This is a genomic window from Ruegeria sp. CH11 (assembly GCF_056537105.1).
In genome coordinates this window covers 195,278-218,167 of sequence record NZ_JBQFQX010000003.1, presented here as the reverse complement: position 1 = coordinate 218,167, position 22,890 = coordinate 195,278, and the positions used below count along the sequence as shown (strand labels likewise).

The window sequence follows — 22,890 nt, the reverse complement described above, 5'->3', positions numbered from 1 at the left end:
TCTACATCGGCACCCATGAAACTCAGCCTGCCGTTTGTCAAAAAGCCGCCGCTGGTGGCAATTGTCCGTTTGTCCGGTGCCATCGGCATGGCCGGTCGCGCGTCGTTGAACGACACCTCGCTGGCCCCCGTTTTGGAAAAAGCATTCCGCAAGGGAAAGCCCGCCGCCGTCGCGCTTGAGGTCAACTCGCCCGGCGGTTCACCGGTGCAAAGCTCTTTGATCGGGGCGCGGATCAGACGTCTGGCGGAAGAACTGGATATTCCCGTTTATGCCTTTGTCGAAGACGTGGCGGCCTCGGGTGGCTACTGGCTGGCGGCGGCCGCGGATGAGATCTGGGCGGATGACAGTTCGGTGCTGGGCTCGATCGGTGTGATATCGTCGGGCTTTGGCGCGCATGTTCTGTTGGCCCGGCAGGGGGTCGAGCGTCGCGTGCATACCGCAGGACAGTCCAAATCAATGCTGGACCCGTTTGTGCCGGAAAAGAAAGAGGACGTGGCGCGACTCAAGGTTTTGTTGGATGACATTCACCAGAATTTCATCACCCATGTGAAGACCCGCCGCAGCGGCAAGCTGGACGACAACGCCGATCTGTTCAACGGCGAGGTCTGGTTGGCGCGCCGCGCGCAGCAGCTTGGGCTAATCGACGGGATCGCGCATCTCAAACCCAAGATGCAGGAGCGGTTTGGCGACAAGGTCAGGTTCCGCCGCTACGGGCTGCGCAAACCGATCTGGTCGCGTTTTGGGGCTGCATTGGCACAGGACGCCGTCGCCGGTCTGGAGGAGCGCGCAGCCTATGCGCGTTTCGGTTTGTGACGTGATCATCAAAGCGGTCACTCTGTTTCTGATCGGTATGGTGGTGCTGGCCATGTTCGGTAAGCTGCGCTTTCCCGGTCAAACCCGGCTGAGCTCTGCCAAATGTCCGCGCTGTGGACGGTTTCGGATCGGCAAAGGCCCCTGTGCCTGTGAAAAAGGAGGCCGCGGATGACGGCGTGGCTGCTTTCCGGCCTTGGGTTGGTGATCCTTTTGCTGGCAGGGGATGCGCTGGTACGGGGTGCGGTGAACCTCAGCCTGCGACTGGGTGTGCCGGCGCTGATTGTCAGCCTGACGATTGTCGCCTTTGGTACCTCGGCACCCGAATTGCTGATTGCGATCAGCGCGGTCAAGGAAAACGCGCCGGGCATCGCGCTGGGCAACGTGGTCGGGTCGAACACTGCCAACATCCTGTTGGTTCTTGGCCTGCCCGCGCTGTTGGCCACGCTGCACACAAGCGAGTGTGACAGCCGCAAAAACTATGTCTTCATGCTGATTGCTTCGGTGTTGTTCATGGGCCTCGCCTTCTGTGGGGTCTTCAACCTGTTCAGCGGCGCAATTCTGCTGGCGGCGTTGGCGCTGATCCTGATGAATGCCTTTCGCGAGGCAAAGGCCCATCGCAAGGCCTGCGGCGACGCATGTGCCGATGATGATGAGTTGGAGGGTCTCGAGGAAGTCGACCCGGACATGCCGTATTGGAAGCTTTCGGTCTACCTGATCCTGGGATTGATCGGATTGCCTATGGGTGCGCATCTGCTGGTCGAAAACGCAACGGTCATCGCACAGGAATATGGCGTCAGCGAAACGGTGATCGGTTTGACCCTGGTCGCCGTTGGAACCTCGCTGCCGGAACTGGCCACGACGGTGATGGCGGCCCTGCGCAGGCAGGCGGATGTGGCGCTGGGCAATGTGATCGGGTCGAACATGTTCAACCTGCTGGCCATCGTCGGGATTGCCACCCTGTTCGGCCGCATTCCGGTCGATCCCGAGTTTTTGCGCTTTGACCTGTGGGTCATGCTGGGCGCGTCGCTGCTGTTGGTGCCGTTTGTTTTCTTCAAACGCGACATCACACGCATCTGGGGCGTGATTTTGACCCTGCTCTATGTGGCTTATATCGCCGTCTTGCTGGCGTGATCTGATCGACGGAGGCCCCAATGACCCGAGCTTTGGTAACCGGTGCCGGACAGCGATTGGGGCGGGCCATGGCGCTGTATCTGGCGCAGCGCGGATATGATGTTGCCATCCACTATGTTTCGTCGCGCGCAGGGGCAGACGAAACCGTCCGTGAGATCCAGGCGCTGGGCAGAAACGCGGTCGCGTTGCATGCGGATCTGCTGGATGAAGATCAGGTCAACGCCCTGCTGCCGCGCGCTGCCGATGCCTTGGGCGGGGCGATCACCTGCCTCGTCAACAACGCCTCGATTTTTGAATATGACAATATCCATACGGCAACCCGGCAAAGCTGGGACCGTCATATGGACAGCAACCTCAGGGCACCGTTTGTGCTGACGCAGGCCATGTCCGAACAGGGGCTGGAACCGGTAACGGACGACGCGGGCGAGCCTGTCGCCACAGGCCTGATCGTCAATATGGTGGACATGCGGGTGCGAAAACTGACGCCCGAGTTCATGACCTACACGATTGCCAAGATGGGCCTGTGGGCATTGACGCGGACTGCGGCTCAGGCGCTGACCCCGGCGATCCGGGTAAATGCAATCGGCCCGGGCCCAACATTGCGCGGCCATCGTCAGAGCCAGGGGCACTTCGACGCGCAACGCCGGAACACGGTGCTGGAACGCGGTGCGAACCCATCGGACATCACTGCTGCCTTGGGGTATTTTCTGAACGCCCGCGCGGTCACCGGGCAGCTATTATGCGTCGATGGCGGCCAGCATCTGGTCTGGCAAACTGCAGATGTTCTGGGCGTTGAATAGGTAAAACTCGTACAAGTTTTGCACCGCTCTCGATCCTGTTACAGGTCCGTTACAAAATTGTCTTGTTTTTCATACACTTGTTTCATATCGAAAAAAATATCGTTGGAAAGCAATGGGTTAAGTATCTGCCTATTTTTTAGGCAGATCAGGGAAAGGGCAATGATTCAAGGGAAAATCCAAGGTGTGAAAAACTTATCTGCACAGTTATCCACAGAAACCGTGGATTTGTTTCCTCTTGATCTGAGTGGCGCAAGATTGCAGCCATCGCCAGAGAATCATATTTCAAGGTTATGACAGCACAGGGCGATTCAGATTCGGACACTCAGCAGACCGGCTATGCCTGTATCCAGCGCTATGTGAAGACGCTGGACAGCTCGCCTGGGGTCTATCGGATGCTGGATGGGGACAGCCGGGTTCTCTACGTGGGCAAGGCCCGCAATCTTCGCGCGCGGGTGTCGAACTATGCACGGCCGGGTCACTCGGGGCGGATCGAACGGATGATCGCCGCGACTTCGTCGATGATGTTTCTGACAACCCGCACGGAAACCGAGGCGCTGCTGCTGGAACAGAACCTGATCAAGCAGCTAAAACCCAAATACAACGTTCTGCTGCGGGACGACAAAAGCTTTCCCAACATCCTGGTGGCCAAGGATCACGCCTTTCCGCAGATCAAGAAACATCGCGGGGCCAAAAAGGAAAAGGGGGCTTATTTCGGGCCCTTTGCCAGCGCCGGTGCGGTGAACCGGACGCTGAACCAGCTGCAAAAGGCTTTCCTTCTGCGCAATTGCTCGGATTCGATGTTTGAAAGCCGCACGCGTCCCTGTTTGCTCTATCAGATCAAGCGCTGCTCGGGGCCATGCGTTGATCTGATTTCCGAGGGCGACTACCGCGAAAGCGTACGGGATGCCGAGCGGTTTCTGTCAGGGCGGTCCACAAAGGTGCAAGAGGAACTGGCCGAGCAGATGATGGCCGCCTCTGAGGCGATGGAGTTCGAACGCGCGGCCGGCCTGCGCGACCGTATCCGGGCGCTGACACAGGTGCAGACCTCTCAGGGTATCAACCCGCGCGGTGTGGCCGAGGCGGATGTGATTGGCCTGTATATGGACAGCGGTCAGGCCTGCGTTCAGGTGTTTTTCATCCGCGCAAATCAGAACTGGGGCAACAAGGACTTTTACCCTCGGGTCGGCCCGGACGTGTCGGCGGCCGAGGTGATGGAGGCATTCCTCGGCCAGTTCTACGACAACAAGGAACCGCCCCGACAACTGATCTTGTCGGACGGGATCGAAAACGCTGATCTGATGCAGCAGGCGCTGTCAGAAAAGGCTGGTCGGAAGGTCGAGATTCTGGTGCCGCAGCGGGGCGAGAAACAGGAACTGGTGGCGGGTGCGCTGCGCAACGCGCGCGAGTCTCTGGCCCGGCGCATGTCAGAAAGCGCGACTCACGCCAAGCTGCTGCGCGGCGTGGCCGAGGCGTTTGATCTGGATGGTCCGCCGACCCGGATCGAGGTCTATGACAACAGCCATATTCAAGGCACCAACGCGGTGGGCGGGATGATTGTGGCCGGGCCCGAAGGGTTCATGAAAAACGCCTATCGCAAGTTCAACATCCGCGGTGATGACCTGACGCCCGGCGACGATTTCGGCATGATGAAAGAGGTCCTGACCCGTCGCTTTACCCGCTTGCAAAAGGAAGATCCTGACCGCGACAAGGGGATGTGGCCCGACCTGCTGCTGATTGACGGCGGCGCCGGGCAGGTGAGCGCGGTACACGAGATCATGGTTGAGCATGGTGTCGAAGACATCCCGATGGTCGGCGTAGCCAAAGGTGTCGACCGCGATCACGGCAAGGAAGAGTTCCACCGCGCCGGCCAGCGCCCCTTTGCCCTGAAACGCAATGACCCGGTTCTGTACTTCATACAGCGCTTGCGGGACGAGGCGCATCGCTTTGCCATTGGCACCCATCGGGCCAAACGGGCCAAAGCGGTGGGCGCGACCCCGCTGGACGAAATCACCGGCGTAGGTGCTGCGCGCAAACGGGCTTTGCTGGCACATTTTGGCAGTGCAAAAGCGGTCAGCCGGGCCAATCTGGCCGATCTGAAGGCGGTTGAGGGGATATCAGCGGGGCTGGCGCAAAAGGTCTATGACTTCTTTCACGACAAGGGCTAGGCCCGCCGACCGCGCCACAGAATATAGAGGCCCGATGCCACGATCAGTGCGCTGCCGATCCACATGGTCCGGGTCAGCTGCTCTCCGAACAGAGCGACACCCAGCCCGATCCCGAACAGCAGGCGCGAATAGCGAAACGGCGTGACCGCAGAAACCTCGCCCGTCCGCATCGCCTTCATCAGCGCGCTGTAGGCAACCACACCCAGGGCAACTGCGCCGGTCAGATACAGGCTTGTACCAAACGATGCCGGTTGTGCCGGTGTACCCTCGATCGGCCAATAGGCAAGGCCCGCTACAATGATGCAAAGAAACCCGTAGAACCCCAGAACCTCGGTGCCCAAGGTGGCTGGGGCGGCGCGGCTTGCCAGATCGCGCCCGGCAAAGCCGAACATTCCAAGGACCGCAAGCAGCGATAGTGCAGAAAAGCTCTGACCGGTGGGTTGGATTACGATCACCACACCGATCATACCGATCAGGATCGCGCTCCAGCGTCGCCACCCGACGGTTTCGCCAAAAAACAACGCTGCCCCGGCGACGACAACCAGCGGGGTGGCCTGCAATATCACTGTTGCCGAGGACAAAGGCGTCAGTGCGATGGCCAGCACATAGAGCAGCCGACCCAAAATTTCAAAGACGACGCGTATCAACATCGGCCGCGACAAAACATCCGGGTGCAGCAGCGACGTGCCACGAACACGGGCCACAAATCCGAAGATCAGCGTCCCGCCCAGCCCAAACAGAACCAGGATCTGCCAGATCGGCAAATGCGCCGATGCACCCTTCAGCAACGCATCTTCAGCGGCAAAACACGCCATCGCGGCGATCATCCAGCCGCTGCCGATCAGGTTCGACCGGGGGTCGGTTTGAATATGCGTTGTCATAAGGAGAGCGCTCTTGGCCAGTTACCGGCGCAATCTGGCGGGAAACCAGCGCCGAGCCAAGCGATAACCGGTTGATGCGACGAACTGTGGCGTTTTGGCCAAGCGTCTGGCAACGGAGCAGATTTTTACCGCCCCGTCTTTTATGTCCGTGACCAGCATTGTAGGGTCCGTTGCATGAAGTGGAACTTGCCGAATATCCTGACCGTCCTGCGCCTTTTGGCCGCCCCCGGTCTGGCCATCATGTTTCTGTATTTCACCCGACCCTATGCAGACTGGTTCGCCCTGATCCTGTTCCTCTCGGCGGCGATCACCGACTGGTTCGACGGGTATCTGGCACGCGCCTGGAAGCAGGAAACCAAGATCGGGGCGATGCTTGATCCGATTGCCGACAAGGCGATGGTGGTCATCGCGCTGATGATCCTTGTGGGATATTCCGCCGAACACTGGACGCCCTGGCTGGTGCTGCCCGCAACCGTGATCCTGTTTCGCGAGGTGTTCGTCTCGGGCCTGCGCGAGTATCTGGGGGATGTGGCCGGAACGCTGAAAGTGACGAAGCTGGCGAAATGGAAAACCACCGCGCAGATGGTTGCGATTGCCGTCCTGTTTTCACAGGGGATATTCGAGCACCATTTTGTCATGGGCTCATTCGGGATGGACGCTGCGACGTTGGATCAGGTGCTGAATGGTGAAATTGAGGATGTGAACGGGTTGCGCAGGCATCTGGAAGGGATGTTCTGGTCGGGACGGATCGGGTTGTGGCTGCTGTGGATCGCGGCGACGCTGACATTGATCACGGGCTATGACTACCTACGTAAAGCCATGCCTCATCTGAAGGAGAGCTGAACGGATGGATGTGCTGTATTTTGCCTGGGTGCGAGAGCGTATCGGCATCCCCAAGGAGCGGGTCGAGACCAGCGCGGCCACCGTGTCCGACCTTGTGGCTGAACTCAGCGCCCGCGAAGACCGCTATGCCGCAGCGTTCGCGGATATCTCGGCCCTGCGGGTGGCACTGGATCAGGAACTGTCTGATTTCGATGCCCCCCTGTCCGGTGTGCGCGAGGTGGCATTCTTTCCGCCGATGACGGGCGGCTGAACCTATGCGTATCGCGGTTCAGGAACACCCGTTCGATCTGGGGGCCGAAGCTAACGCCTTTGCCGAAGGCAGCGCCGCAAACGGGGCAATTGTGACATTTACCGGCGTGGTGCGCGATCTGGCCAGCGGCGATCTGGATGTGATGGAGATCGAGCATTATCCCGGCATGACCGAGCGCGCCCTGACCAAGATCGCGCAAGAGGCGCAAGCGCGGTGGTCGCTGGGCGATGTGCTGGTGATCCACCGACATGGTCGGTTGGCACCCGGTGACCGGATCATGATGGTCGCCACAGCTGCTCCGCACCGTAAGGACGCATTTGAGGCGGCCGAGTATCTGATGGATTATCTGAAATCCCGGGCACCGTTCTGGAAAAAGGAAATTACCAGATCCGGCGCGGAATGGGTGGACGCCAAGGACGAAGACGAAGACGCGCTGACCCGCTGGTAGCTGGGTCAGTCCGCGTTGTTGATGCGCCCGCGCAGTTCTTCAGCCTCTTGCCGAGCGGCACGCAGCCCGTCCATTGCCGCAGACAGTTCAGCTTCGGTTTGCGTCAGTTGGTTGGTCAGTTCAGCCTCACGCTGTTGCAGATAGGTGATCGCCTGATCGCGGGTTTCCTCGGCCTCGTGCAATTCCTGGCTCATGCGGTCCAGATCGGCCACGTCGCTTTGGCGGACGCGCGACAGGCGGTGGGCAAGCCAGTTGGCGAACCAGCCCATGCAGAAGGCTGCGAACAGGATGACGGCGGTGGCGATGACAAACTCGATTCTGTTCAACTTACTGTTCCCCTGCATCCGTTTCGGCTGCGTCCGCGTCCGATGTTTCGGCTTCTGTTTCTTCTGATCCAGATTCCAGCGCTTCAAGCCCGGTTTCCGTTTGTTCGGTTGGCTCGGGTCGGATCAGTACAAACTCGATCCGCCGGTTTTCCTCGCGGCCTTCCTCGGAATCGTTGTCGGCGATAGGCTGCGTTTCCCCATAGCCAACGGCGGAATAGCTGGAGGTCGGTATCCGCCGCCCACGCAATTCATTCAGGATGGACTGCGCCCGGGCCTGGCTGAGCTGCTGGTTCATCTCTTCGCGGCCTTGGCTGTCGGTGTGGCCTTGAATCTCCAGCCGGATCGGGCCGCATTCGCGCAAGATGTCGGCAATTCGGTTCACAGTCTCGCGAGAGTCAGCAGCAATCGTGGCTGAGCCCGGCTCGAACGCGATTTTACTACCGGTCTGGATCTCGGCGATCTGGGCTTCGCACTGTTCAGGATCAGGTGGCGCATCTTCGGGTTCCGGAGGGGTCACATAGGTGATCGCCAGGTTGAAATCCTGCGCGTCGCCCAATTGCTCAGACAGTTGACCCGCAATGCGTGCCTTTGCGTCCGGGTCATGGCTGATACCGGCAAGCTCAACCAGATCGGGGGTGACTGTCAGGGCTCCATTATGCAGCTGCGACAGCGCATCCAGCCCCGCCAGAACGCGCACGGACCAGTCTGCGGGCAGGTCGGGGACAACACGCGTGGCCAAATAGACCTGTTCAGAACCAAAAGCGGCCTGGGCGAAACTGTCGACCATGTCCCGAAGCGTTTCGTCGCCAAGGCGACCGCGCAGTTGAACCAGACCTTCCGGGCTGCGAGTTGCGGTAAACTCAACCGGGCCGGTTTGGTCTTCTATTTCCGGTTCGGGCAGTACCGCGTGCAGCACAAATACTTCGGGCAGGGCCGTTTCCAGTTCACCGACGACGCGGTCAAAAAGGGCCGGACTGACCCCTTGCGCTGCAACCAGCGTGATGTCTGCATCAGACAGGGTCACCGATCCCTGACCAAGCTCGGAAAGTGCCCGGATACTCAGTTGAGCGGCACTGGCCCATTTCGGCGACGGAACCCCAAGACCGATGGTGCAGGAATAGGGACCGGACAGACCGGCCTTTTGCGCCGCTTCGACGATCTGGTCGCGGGCGTCCTCGTCCTGAGCCGAACAGGCGTCGAACTGACCGCCTTCTTCGTTGATCAGGTACCGCAACGTGAACGGCGTGATCACCGGACGTGGGGCCGAGATCGACAGGCCGATGCGCAGGCTGGGCGGCGCTGCGCGGGTCAGGTTCTGTTCCAGCCGTTCCTTTTCCTGCTGGCTGTCGGCAATTGCCGTGATCCGAACCAGACCGGGGCTTGCGGATATCTTGGCGCGCGGCAGATCGGACAGCGCTTTGATCGCGTAGTCCAGCGCAACATCCCAACCCTGCGGAGCGGGGTGGTTTGCTGTCTCTAGCAGGTCCGAAACCGATCCGCCCGATTCCAGGCGTTCGAGACGCGCCATCAAGGCGGCGCGGTCTTCGCTGGACGGGATCAGGCCGATGAGGGAAATGCCACTGTCATTGCGCAGTATTTCAGCCGAGAATTTGGGCGGGGCAAGATTGGCGGTTGGCGCCACTTGCATTTCGTCAATCACGCGCGAGGTGTCCACTTCGGTTCCCGCTGCGGTCAGGGCATTGAACCGGATCGCCTCGCTTGGGGCGGTTCCGGTTAGAACAACACGCAGGCCATCCGACTCGACCTCGGCCCAGTCATGCCCCTGAAGGTCCAGCGCGCGGCGCACGGCCAGTTCCGAAGCGTCCTCGATCCGGGTGACAGCCAGCCCTGCGCCGACAAGGCAAAGCACTGCGGACACGGCAAATATCAGGGCGACGGCGATTGCATAGGGCAGGCGCATTGGGTGGATCGAGACTCCTCGGGTCGTCTGGTCCCGGACTCATACCGAGCCCGGGCGCGAGGTGCAATCAGAGCAAAAGTGCGACGCAGAGGAAGATAAGCGGAATAAGGCCGGTGTCGCGGTTCGAACGGAACAATTGCAGCAGCTTGGCATTGTCTTCGGTATCCAGCCCGCGCAATTGCCATGCCATATGCCACCCCATCGCCCAGGGCCCGGCCAGCGCCACGGCAAGCGCAAGAATCGAAGCCTGCGGCAAGGCGGCGTCGATAATGGCCAACCCCATCAGCCCGACAGTCAGCACCAGAAAGTACTTGAGCCATGTCGCCGTATCCGAACCGAACAGACGGGCGGTGGATTTGACCCCGATCAGTTCGTCATCTTCGGCATCCTGATGGGCGTAAATCGTGTCGTAAAACAGCGTCCAGGCGATGCCGGACAGGTATAGTGTGATGGCTGGCCAGCCGAGAGTCCCGCTGTGCGCTGTCCAAGCCAGCAAGGCGCCCCAATTGAAGGCCAATCCCAAAAAGGCCTGCGGCCACCAGGTGAATCGCTTGGCAAAGGGATAGATCGTGACCGGTAACAGTGCCAGCACCCCCATGGCGATGGCGGCGCGGTTGAAGGTCAGCAGAATCACCAGTGCCAGCAGAGACTGCAACCCCATCCAAATTACCGCCTGCTGTACACTGACTTGACCCGAAGGGATCGGGCGCGAGCGTGTCCGTTCAACCCGCCCGTCAATGTCGCGGTCGGTGATGTCGTTCCAGGTACATCCCGCCCCGCGCATCAGGAAGGCCCCGATGGCACAGCCGATGGCGATCCACAAATCCTCCCACCGCGGATTGCCATCGCTGAGAATTGCCAATGCCAGCCCCCACCAGCAGGGGATCAGCAGCAGCCATGTTCCGATCGGTCGGTCAGCGCGGCTCAGGCGCAAGTAAGGGCGGGCAAATGCGGGCGCATACGTATCGACCCAGTTGCCGGATACGGCGTCAGCAACCTGACCGTCTGGTGTTGGGGCATTGCCTTGCATATGTAAGGTCTCATGAGTGCAAAGATCAGACTGTATGTAGAGCACGCTCTGGGTCCGGGGCAATCGGTAGAATTGACGCGCGAACAGGCTCATTACCTGTTCGGTGTCATGCGTCTGGCTGTTGGCGGGCAGGTGGCGCTGTTCAACGGCAAGGATGGCGAATGGCTGGCCGAGGTCGCCGAGGCAGGCAAACGTGGTGGAGTTCTGACCTGCATCGAGCAGACAAAGCCGCTGCAACTGCCGCCCGATCTGTGGTTCCTGTTCGCGCCGATCAAAAAGGCGCGCACGGATTTCATCGTTGAAAAGGCGGCGGAAATGGGCGCGGCGCGTATCCTGCCTGTGCAGACCGAGTTCACCAATTCCGAACGTATCCGTCAGGACCGCTTGCAGGCGCATGCCGTCGAGGCCGCTGAACAATGTGGCGGCACTTTTGTTCCCGAAGTTGCTGATCTTCAACGCCTGGACCGTGTTCTCGACACCTGGCCCGAAAAGCGCCATTTGATGTTCTGCAACGAGGCCGAGGTCGGCTCGGCCCTGCGATTGGCGACCAATGAAGAAGGTCAGCCCTGGGCGATTCTGATCGGACCCGAGGGCGGATTTTCCGACCGTGAACGGGCGCGCTTGACCAGCTTGCCGTATGCCCATGTGGTCAGCCTAGGCCCACGCATCCTGCGCGCGGATACGGCGGCAGTGGCGGCGCTGACGATGTGGCAACAGGCATTGGGAGACTGGTCGTGACATGGCGGCTGGCGCAGGACGCCGACCTGCCTGCGATTGACGCGTTCCTGTCCCGCCGCATCCAGACGTCGATGTTTCCTCTTGCAAACCTGCGCGACTTTGGGCTGCGAGGCGCAGACCCGCGTTCGGTAAATGTCTGGCTGCTGGGCGATGGTCCCCGCGCGATCTTTGCAATCACCAACGAGGGGATGGTTATGCCGCAATGCCCCGACTGTTCGGACGATGAATTGGAGGCGGCTATTGCCCTGATCCGGGGGCGCAGTCTGTTTGGCATCGCCGCCGAGGCCGGTCAGGCCCGGCGCATCATGCGCCTTGCAGGGTGGGAGGAGCGAGCAGCGACCCTGAACAGTGACGAGCCGGGATTTCGCCTGAATTTGAGCGCGCTTTCGGTTCCGGATATCAAAGGGGCCAAATTGGTGCCACTGGGCGACGTTGATCCGAAAGTGACGCAGGGTTGGCGACAAAGCTATCTGATCGAGGCGATGGATTTCGACTTGCAGCGCGCCACGCATCAGGCTGCCATTGACATCGCCGCTTACATCGAACGGAATTCGCATCGTGCTCTGCTGATAGATGGTCAGCCGGTGGCAATGACCGGATTCAACGCCCGTCTGCCCGAAACCGTCCAGATTGGCGGCGTCTATACACCTCCGGAATTGCGGGGGCGCGGCTATGCAAGGCTTGCGGTCGCACTGCATCTGGTCGAGGCGCGCGATGCTGGCGCAAGCCGCGCAGTTCTGTTTGCGGCTTCCGATTCCGCCGCGCGTGCTTATATGGCAATAGGATTCGAACGCGCAGGGCAGTATTCGCTGATCCTGTTCAGAAACCCGAAGGACCCGGCATGAGCTTTATCCGACCCGAAGCCAAACTGACCCTGTGGCGCTGGCGCGAGGTTCTGGTGGCCGCAGTTATTCTGCTTGTTGGCCTCAGTTGGTACAGCGGCCCCGGCGGGTTGCTGGGCTGGTTGGGTCTGGTGCTGGTGGCGGTGGCGTTTGCACTGGCGGTTGTTGGCGTTCAGCGGGCACGGTTCCGCACCGGCGCGGGCGGCCCCGGTGTTGTGACCGTTGACGAAGGTCAGATCACCTATCTGGGCCCATTGGACGGCGGTATCGTCGCGGCGTGCGAGATTGAGCGTCTGGCGCTCGACCCGACCTCAAGCCCCGCGCATTGGGTGTTGGAACAGCCCGGTCAGCCATTGCTTCACATTCCGGTGAACGCAGAAGGGGCCGAAGCGTTATTCGACGTATTCTCCAGCCTCCCCGGCCTGAAAACCGAGCAGATGTTGTCGGAATTGAAAGGCTCTGCCGCGCATCCGGTGGTGATCTGGGAACGCACGCCTTCGCGGCCAGCACATCTCAGGCTGCATTGACACTTGCGCGGTTTGCGCTCAGGACTGACCGCCAAGATAGACACATCAGGATCGGAGCACGGGTCACATGTCCATCCCCCAGTCCGGCGGCGGACCGATCGAACGCCACGAGCAACTTGCCGAATATCTGGAATCGGGCTGCAAGCCCAAGGAAGATTGGCGCATTGGCACCGAGCATGAGAAGTTCGGCTATTGCAAGGATACGCTGAAACCACTGCCCTTTGAGGGCAAACGCTCGATCGTGGCGGTTCTCGAAGGTTTGCGCGACCGCCACGGTTGGACCGAGGTGCGCGAGGCCGGCCATCTGATCGGTCTGGAAAAGGACGGGGCCAATGTCAGCCTGGAACCCGGTGGCGCGCTCGAGTTGTCGGGGGCACCGCTGGAAACCATCCACGAGACCTGCGACGAGGTGAACACCCATCTGCGCGAAGTGAAGGATATCGCCGACGAGATCGGCGTGGGCTTCATCGGTCTGGGCACCGCCCCGATCTGGACCCATGACGAGATGCCGCTGATGCCCAAGGGCCGCTATCGGCTGATGAACGACTATATGGAAAAAGTCGGCACCATGGGCCGCGCCATGATGCGGCGCACCTGCACGGTTCAGGTCAATATCGACTTTGGGTCCGAGGCCGACATGGTGCAGAAACTGCGCGTGGCGCTGGCCTTGCAGCCGGTGGCAACGGCGTTGTTTGCGAACTCGCCCTTCTTTGAGGGCAAGGTGAACGGCCAGAAAAGCTGGCGCAGCTATATCTGGCGACATCTAGACGATGCGCGCACCGGCATGCTGCCCTTCGTGTTCGAGGAAGGGTTCGGGTTCGAGCGCTATGTGCAATACGCGCTCGATGTTCCGATGTATTTTGTTTATCGCGACGGCCAGTATATCAACGCGCTTGGCATGTCCTTCCGCGACTTCCTGAAGGGCAAGCTGCCTGCCCTACCTGGAGAAACGCCTACCCTGTCTGACTGGGCCGACCACCTGACCACTGCCTTCCCCGAAGCGCGGATCAAGAAATTCATGGAAATGCGCGGGGCCGATGGTGGACCGTGGCGGCGTCTGTGCGCTCTGCCTGCGTTCTGGGTGGGTCTGACCTATGATCAGGGCGCTTTGGACGCGGCCTGGGATCTGGTCAAGGGCTGGGACGCCGAAACCCGCGAGGCTCTGCGCGTTGGTGCCGCCGCCGAAGGGTTGCAGGCCCAGGTGGGCAATATCAACATGCATGATCTGGCGCGCGAGGTTGTTGCAATCTCTGAGGCCGGTCTGAAATCCCGTGCCCGTCCCGGTGCCGGTGGTCTGGTTCCGGATGAGACGCATTTCCTGAACGCGCTCAAAGACAGTATCGAATCCGGCAAGGTCCCGGCAGATGAGTTGCTGGAACACTACAATGGCGACTGGAACGGCGATCTGACCCGGATTTTCCCCGAATACAGCTATTGATCCACCCGGTCCCGCTTGCATTCGCAGGGCGGGGCCGATAGCAGGTTGGCGACCAAATTCAGAGGGCGTCATGGACGATCTTAAGGCAAAATATCTGGGCCAAATCTCCGAAGCGGGCGACGAAAATGCGCTTGAGGCGATCCGCGTCGCGGCTGTTGGCAAAAAAGGCGAGGTCGCGCTGAAGATGCGCGAGCTGGGCAAGATGACCCCAGAAGAGCGTCAGGTCGCAGGCCCCGCGCTGAACGCCCTGAAGGATGAGATCAATTCGGCGCTCTCTGCCAAAAAATCCGCGCTGGCCGATGCTGCGCTGGATGAGCGTCTGCGCACCGAATGGCTGGACGTCACCCTGCCGACCCGCCCGCGTCGTCAGGGCTCGATCCATCCGGTCAGCCAGGCGACCGAAGAGCTGACCGCAATCTTTGCTGAACTGGGTTTTTCGGTGGCCGAAGGGCCGCGCATTGAGGACGATTGGTACAACTTCGACGCCCTGAACATTCCCGGCCATCACCCCGCGCGGGCCGAGATGGACACGTTCTACATGCACCGCGCCGAGGGCGACAACCGCCCGCCGCATGTGCTGCGCACCCATACCTCGCCGGTGCAGATCCGCTCGATGGAGAAACAGGGCGCACCGATCCGAGTGATCTGTCCGGGCGGTGTCTACCGCGCCGACTATGACCAGACCCACACGCCGATGTTTCATCAGGTCGAGGGGCTGGCCATCGACAAGGACATCTCGATGGCGAACCTGAAATGGGTTCTGGAAGAGTTCGTGAAGGCGTTCTTTGAGGTCGACGACGTCGAACTGCGCTTCCGCGCCTCGCACTTCCCCTTCACCGAACCGTCGGCTGAGGTCGATATCCGCTGTTCCTGGGATAACGGTCAGCTGAAGATCGGCGAAGGCGACGACTGGATGGAGATTCTGGGTTCCGGCATGGTCCACCCCAAGGTGATCGCCGCCGGTGGGATTGATCCTGAAGTCTATCAGGGCTTTGCCTTTGGCATCGGCATCGACCGTCTGGCGATGCTGAAATACGGCATCCCGGATTTGCGGGCGTTCTTTGATAGCGACCTGCGCTGGTTGCGGCACTATGGGTTCGCGGCGCTGGATATGCCGAACCTGCATGGTGGTTTGTCGCGGTGAGTTGGGAGACTGCACTCATTGGCCTAGGTGGTGTTATTCTGAGTGCGGTCAGTTTTTTGTTCGGGAGAGTATTCTCGCAATCCGAAAAAATCTTGGATCGTAAGCGAGAGGCTTATCGAGATTTCCTGAAATCCTGTCCAAGCCCAAATGAAGCGCATTTATTGGACGCCGATTTGCCGGTGGAGATGCAACGCGAAACGGGAATTCTGACGCTATATGCCTCTCACGACGCGTTAAAGTTTGCGGGAGAGTACTTCCAAGTATTTGCAGATTCTCAGCTAGAGTTATCCGAAGTTCAGACACCGGGCCACCCGACCTATTTGAAAGTGCTGACGGCGTACAATCGAATGGTCTGGGCAATGAGGGTAGACGTGATGACTTGGTCTGTCTTTGCACCCAAGCGAAGCGCTCGCCAATTTAGACCAGACGGTAGCACTGAATTAGCCAATCGCACGACTGATTGAATTCTCCACCAGCGCAACGTTTGAATCACACACGGAATTGGCCAGCATAAATTGCCCAATACAAGCCGAGGGTCGCCATCCCGCGGTCTGGCGATGGCGCGGCTTGGTGTTTTGGTTGGATACCGGGTGGGTGCCGGGCTGAAGCCCGGCCTACGTCCACCCTACACCGATATGTTATGTGACAGCGCGGAAAGTCCCGCTAGGGTCGGGCGCATGATCTATCGACTGATTTGCCTTTTTCTGCTGGTCGCAACACAAGCCCTCGCCGTGGATACTTGCCATGGCGAGACCGCCTGTAACCTTGGCGAGCGCTCATACCATGTGCTGGAACCGGACGGGTGGGACGGCGAAACGCCGCTGCCTGTGCTGCTGCACTTTCACGGCTGGGCGCGGCAGGGGGATGTTGTGGTCAATCATCAACGGATCGCGGGCGCGACCAAGCTGCGCGGCGTTTTGTTGGTGGCTCCGAACGGGTTGGGAAAAAGCTGGGACTTCTGGTCGGCGGATACCCGTGACGTGCCCTTTGCGGACCGGGTTCTGGAGGATGTCGCCAGGCGCTATCCGATTGACCGCAAGCGCATTTACGTCTCGGGCTATTCCTTTGGTGGCGCGATGGCGTGGCGCTATGTCTGCCAGTCGGGCAATGATGTTGCCGCGCTTTTGGCGGTGGCGGGCAGCATTCGCCAGACCGAGGAATGCCCGCAGGCTCCGCGCGAGGCGCGCCATGTGCACGGGACCGACGACAAGGTGATGGATTTCCCCTTTGGTCCCGGTGGCGACACGACCTATCTGGTGGCCTTGTGGCGGGCCAAATATGACTGCAACGGTGCCACCCCGCGCGGCGACTGGAGCGTCGAGCCGTTCCTGACGCTCACCCGCGTGGAATGGACCGATTGCACGACAGGACAAGTGGTGCTGGACATCCATCCCGGTGGGCATTTCATCCCCCATGGCTGGATCGGGCGGCAGTTGGACGAGCTTTTGGGCCGCACCCCCACCTATCCCTGACGCGCAGCGCTTGCACCTTGGCGCAATCTTTGCCATTGCCTGTGCCGAACGGATGTTTGCCCAAAAAGGCTCGTAGCAATGAAATTCACTCTGTCCTGGCTGAAAGACCACCTCGACACGGATGCCTCGGTTGATGAGATCACTGAGGCGCTGACCGATCTTGGGCTTGAGGTCGAAGAGATCGTCAACCCGGCCGACCGGCTGTCGGGCTTTACGCTGGGCCATGTGAAACATGCCGAGAAGCACCCCGATGCCGACAAGCTGCGCGTTTGTACGGTTGAAACCGACGAGGGTGATCTGCAAATCATCTGCGGCGCACCAAACGCGCGCGAGGGGATCACCGTCGTCGTTTGCAAACCGGGCATGTACATTCCCGGTCTGGACCTGACCATTAGCGTCGGCAAAATCCGGGGTGTTGAAAGCTTTGGCATGATGGCGTCCGAGCGCGAGTTGGAGCTGTCGGATGAACATGACGGCATCATCGAATTGCCCTCGGGGCAGGTCGGGGACCGGTTCGTCGACTGGCTGGCCGAGAACGAGCCGTCCAAGGTCGACCCGATGATCGAGATCGCGATCACCCCGAACCGTCCGGATGCGCTGGGCGTGGCCGGGATCGCGCGTGATTTGGCAGCCCGTGGGTTGGGCAAGCTGAAGGAGCGCGACTATGTGCCGGTTCCGGGGGATTTCGAGAGCCCGATCAAGGTGACGATTGACGAAGACACTCTGGACGGCGCTCCGCATTTCACCGGGCGTCTGATCAAGGGCGTCAAGAACGGTCCCAGCCCGCAATGGTTGCAGGATCAATTGAAGGCAATCGGTCTGCGTCCGATTTCGGCGCTGGTTGATATCACCAACTACATGACCTTCGACCAGAACCGCCCGCTGCACGTGTTCGACGCGGACAAGGTGCAGGGCAACCTGCGGGTGCACCGCGCCAAAGGCGGTGAGAAACTGGTCGCGTTGGACGAGAAGGAATACACCCTTCAGCCTGGCATGATGGTGATTTCCGACGACAAAGGCGCGGAATCGATTGCCGGGATCATGGGCGGTGAAGAAACCGGTTGTACCGAGGACACCGTGAACGTGTTTCTGGAAAGTGCGTTCTGGGATCATGTGCAGATCGCCCTGACGGGGCGGGCGCTCAAGATCAACTCGGACGCACGGTACCGGTTCGAACGTGGCGTCGATCCGGAATATACGCGGGAAGGGCTGGAACAGGCGACACAGATGATCCTCGACATTTGCGGTGGCGAGGCGTCGAATGTTGTCGAGGCAGGCAAGGCCCCGGTTCACTCGCGTGCTTACCGGCTGGATGCGGCGCGGGTGCAATCGCTGGTCGGGATGGATATTCCCGAAAGCGAGCAGCGTCAGACGCTGACCCGTCTTGGGTTCCGTCTAGATGGTGAGATGGCCTATGTGCCAAGCTGGCGCCCTGATGTCATGGGCGAAGCTGATCTGGTTGAAGAGGTTGCCCGGATTGCCTCGCTGACCAAATTGCAGGGCAAACCGCTGCCGCGCGTGACTGAGGGCATTCCCAAGCCGGTCATGACACCTGCGCAGCGCCGCCAGTCGATGGCTCGGCGGACCTGTGCGGCGTTGGGATACAATGAATGTGTGTCCTACACCTTTATCGATCAGGCATCGGCGGCGCTGTTTGGCGGTGGTGACGAGGTCACGCAGCTGGAAAACCCGATCTCTTCCGAGATGAGCCATATGCGACCGGACCTGTTGCCGGGCTTGCTGCAAGCCGCTGCCCGCAATCAGGCACGCGGATATGCGGACCTCGCGTTGTTCGAGGTTGGCCCAGTGTTCCACGATGGCGAGCCGGGCGAGCAGCAGACGCAGATTGCAGGATTGCTGGTTGGGGTCAGTGGCCCCAAAGACGTACATGGTGCCGCGCGTGCGGTCGATGTGTTCGACGCCAAGGCGGATGCCGAGGCTGTGCTGGCGGCCATCGGCGCACCTGCAAAGGTTCAAATTCTGCGCGGTGGCGATGCCTGGTGGCATCCGGGCCGTCATGGCAAGATCTGTCTGGGTCCGAAAAAAGTGCTGGGCGTGTTTGGCGAATTGCACCCGCGGGTGTTGCAGGCGTTGGACATCAAGGGCGCCGCCGTGGCCTTTACCATCTGGCCGGATCAGGTTCCGTTGCCACGCAAGTCGGGAGCGACACGCTCGGCGCTGGAATTGCGCGATTTGCAGGCGGTCGAGCGCGATTTTGCCTTTGTCGTCGACGCGGATGTCGAGGCTCTGACGCTGGTCAACGCAGCAGCGGGCGCGGACAAGGCGCTGATCGAAGAGGTGCGCGTGTTCGACGAGTTTATCGGTGGCAGTCTCGGCGACGGCAAAAAATCCCTCGCCATCACTGTGCGCATGCAGCCGTCCGAGGCCACGCTGAAGGAGAAGGACATCGAGGCCGTCAGCGCAAAGATTGTCGAGAAGGTCGCCAAGGCGACCGGCGGCACTCTGCGCGGCTGAGGTCGGATCGCCTCCGGCGGGAGTATTTTTGAAAAGATGAAGGGGCGGTTGCGCCCTTTCTTTGTCTGCGGAGGAGAAAGAAATGCTGAAGGTTTACCTGTCCGGAGAAATCCATACGGATTGGCGTGAGCAGATCGTTGATGGCGCTGAGGGTCTGGATGTGTCTTTCAGCAGCCCGGTCACCGATCATGACGCCAGCGATGACTGCGGCGTTGCCATTCTGGGCGCTGAATCGAATAAGTACTGGCATGACCACAAGGGTGCGATGGTCAATGCAATCCGTACGCGCAAGGGTATTTCGGACGCGGATGTGGTCGTCGTGCGCTTTGGTGACAAGTACAAGCAGTGGAATGCAGCCTTTGACGCTGGCTATGCGGCGGCGCTGGGCAAATCGATCATCGTCCTGCACGGTTCCGATCATCAGCATGCGTTGAAAGAGGTGGACGCCGCGGCACTGGCCGTCGCAGAAGAGCCTGCGCAGGTCGTCGAGATCCTGCGCTATGTGCTAACGGGGCGACTGCCCGGCTGACCTCTGCCCCAGTTCCGGGTCCGAGGTCGAACGGAGCATCACTCTCTTGGCGGCGTGACCAGACCCTTTTGGACCGCAGGCCGTTCCAGAAAGCGGTCGAGATAGGCCACAAGGTTCGCGTGGTCATGCCACCCGACGACCTCATGCGCGCCATAGAAATCTAGTCCGCGCAGCCAGGGGGCGATGGCGATATCGGCGACGGAGTATTCTCCGGCGATCCAATCCTGACCCTCAAGCTGTTGGTTGAGGACGTTCAGCAGCCGCTTGGCCTCGGTGACATAGCGCTCACGCGGTCGCGGGTCCTCGATCTCACTGCCTGCAAATTTGTGAAAGTAGCCAAGCTGGCCCAGCATTGGGCCCAGGCCGCCCATCTGGAACATCAGCCATTGCGTCACGCGGTGCTTGTCGGCGTCTGACTGACCGATCAGCTTGCCGGTTTTTTCAGCCAGATACAGCAGGATCGCGCCACTTTCGAATAGCGCCAAGGGTTGCCCGTCCGGCCCGTTCGGGTCGATGATTGCGGGGATCTTGTTGTTGGGGTTGAGCGACAGAAACTCGGGGCTTTTGACATCGGCATCGGCCAGCGTAACCCGGTGCGCCTCATAGGGAAGGCCAGTTTCTTCCAGCATGATCGATATCTTGACGCCGTTGGGGGTCGGAAAGGAATACAGCTGAAGCCGGTCGGGGTGTTGCGGGGGCCATTTGGCCATAATCGGAAAGTGGGTCGTGTCCAGCATCTGAAGCTCCTGTCATGCGGGCGGGTCCAGTGCAGTCTGGCAATTTCCGGCTGCCTTGTCAGGTCCCGGTCTGTGCGTCACCGGTCATCCGCTGTTTGCTCAGGAACAGATGGGGGAAAATCCGTCGCATACGCCCCCTAGACCCGAAAGGCGATTTGGCCCAGACTTTCGCCCGACACCGGCGCGGTCTGCGCGGGTTTTCTTGTGCTGTAAAGGAGATACGCGTGGAAGATGTCGTAACACAGGTGGGCGCTTTCGGTCCGCTGATCATGAGCGCAGTCAAAGCACTGATCGTACTGGTTCTGGGCTGGATCGTTGCCGGGTCGATCAGCGGCCTTGTTCGTCGCCGCATCAACTCAACACCGCATATTGACCCGACGCTGGGGAATTTCGTAGCCAGCCTTGTCAAATGGGTGCTGTTGGCGATCGTTTTTGTCGCCGTTCTGGGCATCTTTGGGATCGAGGCCACAAGTATCGTTGCGATTTTGGGTGCGGCATCACTGGCCATTGGTCTTGCGCTGCAAGGAACCCTCAGCGATCTGGCGGCGGGAGTGATGCTGGTGGTGTTCCGCCCCTACAAGTTGGGCCAATACGTGGATATCGGCGGCACGGCCGGTACAGTTATGGACCTGAACCTGTTCACCACCGAGCTGGTGACGCCCGACAATGTGCAGATCATCGTACCGAATGGTCAGGCCTGGGGATCGGTGATCACCAACTACTCGGCGCATGACACGCGCCGCGTCGATCTGGTTTTTGGCATCGACTACGGCGACAGCGCGGATGACGCGATGAAGATCATTCTGGATGTGGCGAAGGCAGACGACCGCATTCTTGGTGATCCTGAACCCTGGGTGCGGGTGACCAATCTGGGTGACAGCTCGGTCGATCTGACGGCGCGTTTGTGGTGTGCTGCGGCGGACTACTGGGATGCGAAATTCGACCTGACCAAAGCAGTCAAAGAAGCCTTCGACGCCAAGGGGATCTCGATTCCCTATCCGCATTCGGTGGAAATCCACAAGGAGGGGTGAGTACTCCCGCCCGTCACGCGGCGCCTGTCGTTTTGCATCCGGTTGAAGGTCTGGCGAGACCGCGCCGCGCAAAGCGCGGCGCTATGCCCAACGCTGTACGCCGTCCTTTGAAAAAGGACGGCTTCAGGGGCGGGAGCGCCCTATGACTTGACCGCTACGTTTGGCGAAACGACATCAATTCCCAGTGCCTTGCCGACCGCATAGTAGGTCAGCTGTCCGGCGTGGACGTTCAGACCTGCTAGCAAATGCGGATCGTCCTGACAGGCCTGTTTCCAGCCTTTGTCCGCAAGCGACAGCAGGAACGGCAATGTCGCGTTGCCCAGTGCGATTGTCGAGGTTCGGGCAACCGCGCCTGGCATGTTAGCCACGCAATAGTGCATGATCCCGTCGACCTCATAGATCGGGTCGGCATGGGTCGTTGCCTTGGACGTCTCAAAGCACCCGCCCTGATCAATTGCGACGTCGACCAGCACCGCACCTGGCTTCATTGTGGAAAGCTGCGCGCGCGTGACCAGCTTGGGGGCCGCAGCGCCCGGGATCAGAACCGCACCGATGACCATATCGGCCTCTTGCACCAGCTCAGCCGTGGCACCTGCGGTCGAGTACTGGTTCTTGAAGCGACCGCCAAAAACATCATCGAGATAGCGCAGGCGCGGCAGGGATCGATCCAGCACGGTTACGTCCGCGCCCATTCCTGCAGCGACCTGTGCGGCATGTGTACCGACAACGCCGCCGCCGATCACGACGACCTTGGCTGGGCCAACACCGGGCACGCCACCCATCAAGACACCGCGTCCGCCATTGGCTTTCTGCAAGGTCCACGACCCGACCTGCGGGGCCAGACGACCGGCAACTTCGGACATGGGCGCCAGCAGAGGCAGGCCGCCATTGGCGTCGGTTACTGTCTCATAGGCGATGGCGGTGCAGCCCGAGGCCAGCAGGTCGTGGGTCTGATCAGGATCCGGTGCCAGATGCAGATAGGTGAACAGCAATTGGCCTTCACGCAGCATTTTGCGCTCGACAGCCTGCGGTTCTTTGACCTTGACGATCATGTCGGCGGTGGCAAAGACCTCTTCCGCTGTGTCGACGATGCGCGCACCGGCAGCGATGTAGGCGTCATTGTCAAAGCCGGACCCCATGCCGGCATTGGTTTCGATGATCACCTCATGACCGCGCGCCACCGCTTCGCCAGCGGCGTTCGGAGTCATACCGACGCGGAATTCCTGAGGTTTGATTTCCTTTGGGCAACCGATTTTCATTGGGAGTCTCCGTTCACAAACTGCCTAAATTATGTGCAGAATCCAGCGCAATTTTTGTGAAACCCCGCTTGCAAAGGGCAGGTTCTCTGG

At 60.3% G+C, this 22,890-nt stretch carries 24 protein-coding genes; 18 read left to right on the top strand and 6 right to left on the bottom strand.

What is annotated here, in order from left to right; all coding sequences use genetic code 11:
* The first annotated feature begins 15 nt into the window (after nucleotides 1-15).
* From ACR0LX_RS06950 to uvrC, 5 genes are all read left to right on the top strand, one after another.
* On the top strand, nucleotides 16-813 hold the full coding sequence (locus ACR0LX_RS06950) for a S49 family peptidase (protein ID WP_480783087.1): 798 nt from the start codon (nucleotides 16-18) through the stop codon (nucleotides 811-813).
* Nucleotides 794-985 (top strand): hypothetical protein, encoded by a 192-nt coding sequence (locus ACR0LX_RS06945; protein WP_480574483.1) that lies wholly within the window; start codon nucleotides 794-796, stop codon nucleotides 983-985. The genes ACR0LX_RS06950 and ACR0LX_RS06945 overlap by 20 nt, the downstream gene beginning before the upstream one ends.
* Nucleotides 982-1,944, top strand: coding sequence for a calcium/sodium antiporter (locus ACR0LX_RS06940; RefSeq protein WP_480783086.1), 963 nt, complete (start codon nucleotides 982-984; stop codon nucleotides 1,942-1,944). The genes ACR0LX_RS06945 and ACR0LX_RS06940 overlap by 4 nt, the downstream gene beginning before the upstream one ends.
* A gap of 20 nt (nucleotides 1,945-1,964) precedes the next feature.
* On the top strand, nucleotides 1,965-2,744 hold the full coding sequence (locus tag ACR0LX_RS06935) for an SDR family oxidoreductase (protein ID WP_480783085.1): 780 nt from the start codon (nucleotides 1,965-1,967) through the stop codon (nucleotides 2,742-2,744).
* Between the two features lie 290 nt (nucleotides 2,745-3,034).
* Nucleotides 3,035-4,909 (top strand): excinuclease ABC subunit UvrC, encoded by a 1,875-nt coding sequence (gene uvrC, locus ACR0LX_RS06930; RefSeq protein WP_480783084.1) that lies wholly within the window; start codon nucleotides 3,035-3,037, stop codon nucleotides 4,907-4,909.
* Here uvrC and ACR0LX_RS06925 read toward each other — a convergent pair.
* The gene (locus ACR0LX_RS06925; RefSeq protein WP_480783083.1) at nucleotides 4,906-5,790 is read right to left on the bottom strand and encodes a DMT family transporter; all 885 of its coding nucleotides are present in this window, start codon (nucleotides 5,788-5,790) and stop codon (nucleotides 4,906-4,908) included. The two genes, uvrC and ACR0LX_RS06925, sit on opposite strands and share 4 nt — an antisense overlap.
* A 174-nt stretch (nucleotides 5,791-5,964) precedes the next feature.
* On the opposite strand from ACR0LX_RS06925, the gene pgsA reads away from it, so the two are divergent.
* From pgsA to ACR0LX_RS06910, 3 genes are read left to right on the top strand one after another with little or no spacing between them, the layout of a single operon-like run.
* The gene (gene pgsA / locus ACR0LX_RS06920) at nucleotides 5,965-6,633 is read left to right on the top strand and encodes a CDP-diacylglycerol--glycerol-3-phosphate 3-phosphatidyltransferase (RefSeq protein WP_480574498.1); all 669 of its coding nucleotides are present in this window, start codon (nucleotides 5,965-5,967) and stop codon (nucleotides 6,631-6,633) included.
* A 4-nt stretch (nucleotides 6,634-6,637) separates the two neighbouring features.
* Entirely contained in the window at nucleotides 6,638-6,883 is a 246-nt protein-coding gene (moaD, locus tag ACR0LX_RS06915; RefSeq protein WP_039522855.1) for a molybdopterin converting factor subunit 1, read from the top strand.
* 4 nt (nucleotides 6,884-6,887) lie between these two features.
* Nucleotides 6,888-7,331, top strand: coding sequence for a molybdenum cofactor biosynthesis protein MoaE (locus tag ACR0LX_RS06910; protein ID WP_480783082.1), 444 nt, complete (start codon nucleotides 6,888-6,890; stop codon nucleotides 7,329-7,331).
* A 5-nt stretch (nucleotides 7,332-7,336) separates the two neighbouring features.
* On the opposite strand, the gene ACR0LX_RS06905 is transcribed toward ACR0LX_RS06910, so the two are convergent.
* The 3 genes from ACR0LX_RS06905 to ubiA all read right to left on the bottom strand — a co-directional run bounded on the left by ACR0LX_RS06905 (nucleotide 7,337) and on the right by ubiA (nucleotide 10,608).
* Entirely contained in the window at nucleotides 7,337-7,657 is a 321-nt protein-coding gene (locus ACR0LX_RS06905; protein WP_480574504.1) for a hypothetical protein, read from the bottom strand.
* Between the two features lies 1 nt (nucleotide 7,658).
* Nucleotides 7,659-9,578, bottom strand: a complete 1,920-nt coding sequence (locus tag ACR0LX_RS06900; RefSeq protein WP_480783081.1) for an OmpA family protein — start codon at nucleotides 9,576-9,578, stop codon at nucleotides 7,659-7,661.
* Nucleotides 9,579-9,645: 67 nt separating this feature from the next.
* Complete coding sequence (gene ubiA, locus ACR0LX_RS06895) at nucleotides 9,646-10,608, bottom strand: 4-hydroxybenzoate octaprenyltransferase (RefSeq protein ID WP_480783080.1); 963 nt, start codon at nucleotides 10,606-10,608, stop codon at nucleotides 9,646-9,648.
* 12 nt (nucleotides 10,609-10,620) lie between these two features.
* Between ubiA and ACR0LX_RS06890 the strand changes: the two genes are divergently transcribed.
* The 9 genes from ACR0LX_RS06890 (at nucleotide 10,621) to ACR0LX_RS06850 (ending at nucleotide 19,773) form a co-directional block, all read left to right on the top strand.
* Nucleotides 10,621-11,346 (top strand): 16S rRNA (uracil(1498)-N(3))-methyltransferase, encoded by a 726-nt coding sequence (locus ACR0LX_RS06890; protein WP_480783079.1) that lies wholly within the window; start codon nucleotides 10,621-10,623, stop codon nucleotides 11,344-11,346.
* Complete coding sequence (locus ACR0LX_RS06885; RefSeq protein ID WP_480783078.1) at nucleotides 11,343-12,191, top strand: GNAT family N-acetyltransferase; 849 nt, start codon at nucleotides 11,343-11,345, stop codon at nucleotides 12,189-12,191. Before ACR0LX_RS06890 ends, ACR0LX_RS06885 begins: the two co-directional genes overlap by 4 nt.
* Nucleotides 12,188-12,715 (top strand): hypothetical protein, encoded by a 528-nt coding sequence (locus ACR0LX_RS06880; RefSeq protein WP_480783077.1) that lies wholly within the window; start codon nucleotides 12,188-12,190, stop codon nucleotides 12,713-12,715. The genes ACR0LX_RS06885 and ACR0LX_RS06880 overlap by 4 nt, the downstream gene beginning before the upstream one ends.
* 67 nt (nucleotides 12,716-12,782) lie before the next feature.
* Nucleotides 12,783-14,153 (top strand): glutamate--cysteine ligase, encoded by a 1,371-nt coding sequence (locus tag ACR0LX_RS06875; RefSeq protein ID WP_480783076.1) that lies wholly within the window; start codon nucleotides 12,783-12,785, stop codon nucleotides 14,151-14,153.
* Between the two features lie 70 nt (nucleotides 14,154-14,223).
* The gene (gene pheS, locus ACR0LX_RS06870) at nucleotides 14,224-15,297 is read left to right on the top strand and encodes a phenylalanine--tRNA ligase subunit alpha (protein WP_480783075.1); all 1,074 of its coding nucleotides are present in this window, start codon (nucleotides 14,224-14,226) and stop codon (nucleotides 15,295-15,297) included.
* A complete protein-coding gene (locus ACR0LX_RS06865; RefSeq protein WP_480574529.1) occupies nucleotides 15,294-15,761 on the top strand; it encodes a hypothetical protein in 468 nt (155 codons plus the stop codon). Before pheS ends, ACR0LX_RS06865 begins: the two co-directional genes overlap by 4 nt.
* Before the next feature lie 213 nt (nucleotides 15,762-15,974).
* Nucleotides 15,975-16,769 carry a CE1 family esterase gene (locus ACR0LX_RS06860; RefSeq protein WP_480783074.1) on the top strand — a complete coding sequence of 265 codons (795 nt, stop codon included), beginning with the start codon at nucleotides 15,975-15,977 and terminating at the stop codon, nucleotides 16,767-16,769.
* Between the two features lie 78 nt (nucleotides 16,770-16,847).
* A complete protein-coding gene (gene pheT / locus ACR0LX_RS06855; protein ID WP_480783073.1) occupies nucleotides 16,848-19,244 on the top strand; it encodes a phenylalanine--tRNA ligase subunit beta in 2,397 nt (798 codons plus the stop codon).
* Between the two features lie 82 nt (nucleotides 19,245-19,326).
* Nucleotides 19,327-19,773, top strand: coding sequence for a YtoQ family protein (locus tag ACR0LX_RS06850; RefSeq protein WP_480783072.1), 447 nt, complete (start codon nucleotides 19,327-19,329; stop codon nucleotides 19,771-19,773).
* A gap of 38 nt (nucleotides 19,774-19,811) precedes the next feature.
* On the opposite strand, the gene ACR0LX_RS06845 is transcribed toward ACR0LX_RS06850, so the two are convergent.
* The gene (locus ACR0LX_RS06845) at nucleotides 19,812-20,510 is read right to left on the bottom strand and encodes a glutathione S-transferase family protein (protein ID WP_480783071.1); all 699 of its coding nucleotides are present in this window, start codon (nucleotides 20,508-20,510) and stop codon (nucleotides 19,812-19,814) included.
* Between the two features lie 224 nt (nucleotides 20,511-20,734).
* Here ACR0LX_RS06845 and ACR0LX_RS06840 point away from each other — a divergent pair, with 224 nt between their 5' ends.
* Nucleotides 20,735-21,541: a mechanosensitive ion channel family protein gene (locus tag ACR0LX_RS06840; protein WP_480574545.1), complete on the top strand. Its 807-nt coding sequence runs from the start codon at nucleotides 20,735-20,737 to the stop codon at nucleotides 21,539-21,541.
* Between the two features lie 140 nt (nucleotides 21,542-21,681).
* Here the strand turns inward: ACR0LX_RS06840 and ald are convergent, their stop codons facing one another.
* On the bottom strand, nucleotides 21,682-22,800 hold the full coding sequence (gene ald / locus ACR0LX_RS06835) for an alanine dehydrogenase (protein ID WP_480783070.1): 1,119 nt from the start codon (nucleotides 22,798-22,800) through the stop codon (nucleotides 21,682-21,684).
* Nucleotides 22,801-22,890 lie beyond the last annotated feature (90 nt).

What these genes read in the sequence shown, in the direction of transcription:
- ACR0LX_RS06950 (WP_480783087.1), top strand. Translation starts at nt 16, where the DNA reads ATGAAACTCAGCCTGCCGTTTGTCAAAAAGCCGCCGCTGGTGGCAATT.
- ACR0LX_RS06945 (WP_480574483.1), top strand. Translation starts at nt 794, where the DNA reads ATGCGCGTTTCGGTTTGTGACGTGATCATCAAAGCGGTCACTCTGTTT.
- ACR0LX_RS06940 (WP_480783086.1), top strand. Translation starts at nt 982, where the DNA reads ATGACGGCGTGGCTGCTTTCCGGCCTTGGGTTGGTGATCCTTTTGCTG.
- ACR0LX_RS06935 (WP_480783085.1), top strand. Translation starts at nt 1,965, where the DNA reads ATGACCCGAGCTTTGGTAACCGGTGCCGGACAGCGATTGGGGCGGGCC.
- uvrC (WP_480783084.1), top strand. Translation starts at nt 3,035, where the DNA reads ATGACAGCACAGGGCGATTCAGATTCGGACACTCAGCAGACCGGCTAT.
- ACR0LX_RS06925 (WP_480783083.1), bottom strand. Translation starts at nt 5,790, where the DNA reads ATGACAACGCATATTCAAACCGACCCCCGGTCGAACCTGATCGGCAGC.
- pgsA (WP_480574498.1), top strand. Translation starts at nt 5,965, where the DNA reads ATGAAGTGGAACTTGCCGAATATCCTGACCGTCCTGCGCCTTTTGGCC.
- moaD (WP_039522855.1), top strand. Translation starts at nt 6,638, where the DNA reads ATGGATGTGCTGTATTTTGCCTGGGTGCGAGAGCGTATCGGCATCCCC.
- ACR0LX_RS06910 (WP_480783082.1), top strand. Translation starts at nt 6,888, where the DNA reads ATGCGTATCGCGGTTCAGGAACACCCGTTCGATCTGGGGGCCGAAGCT.
- ACR0LX_RS06900 (WP_480783081.1), bottom strand. Translation starts at nt 9,578, where the DNA reads ATGCGCCTGCCCTATGCAATCGCCGTCGCCCTGATATTTGCCGTGTCC.
- ubiA (WP_480783080.1), bottom strand. Translation starts at nt 10,608, where the DNA reads ATGCAAGGCAATGCCCCAACACCAGACGGTCAGGTTGCTGACGCCGTA.
- ACR0LX_RS06890 (WP_480783079.1), top strand. Translation starts at nt 10,621, where the DNA reads ATGAGTGCAAAGATCAGACTGTATGTAGAGCACGCTCTGGGTCCGGGG.
- ACR0LX_RS06880 (WP_480783077.1), top strand. Translation starts at nt 12,188, where the DNA reads ATGAGCTTTATCCGACCCGAAGCCAAACTGACCCTGTGGCGCTGGCGC.
- ACR0LX_RS06875 (WP_480783076.1), top strand. Translation starts at nt 12,783, where the DNA reads ATGTCCATCCCCCAGTCCGGCGGCGGACCGATCGAACGCCACGAGCAA.
- pheS (WP_480783075.1), top strand. Translation starts at nt 14,224, where the DNA reads ATGGACGATCTTAAGGCAAAATATCTGGGCCAAATCTCCGAAGCGGGC.
- ACR0LX_RS06860 (WP_480783074.1), top strand. Translation starts at nt 15,975, where the DNA reads ATGATCTATCGACTGATTTGCCTTTTTCTGCTGGTCGCAACACAAGCC.
- pheT (WP_480783073.1), top strand. Translation starts at nt 16,848, where the DNA reads ATGAAATTCACTCTGTCCTGGCTGAAAGACCACCTCGACACGGATGCC.
- ACR0LX_RS06850 (WP_480783072.1), top strand. Translation starts at nt 19,327, where the DNA reads ATGCTGAAGGTTTACCTGTCCGGAGAAATCCATACGGATTGGCGTGAG.
- ACR0LX_RS06845 (WP_480783071.1), bottom strand. Translation starts at nt 20,510, where the DNA reads ATGCTGGACACGACCCACTTTCCGATTATGGCCAAATGGCCCCCGCAA.
- ald (WP_480783070.1), bottom strand. Translation starts at nt 22,800, where the DNA reads ATGAAAATCGGTTGCCCAAAGGAAATCAAACCTCAGGAATTCCGCGTC.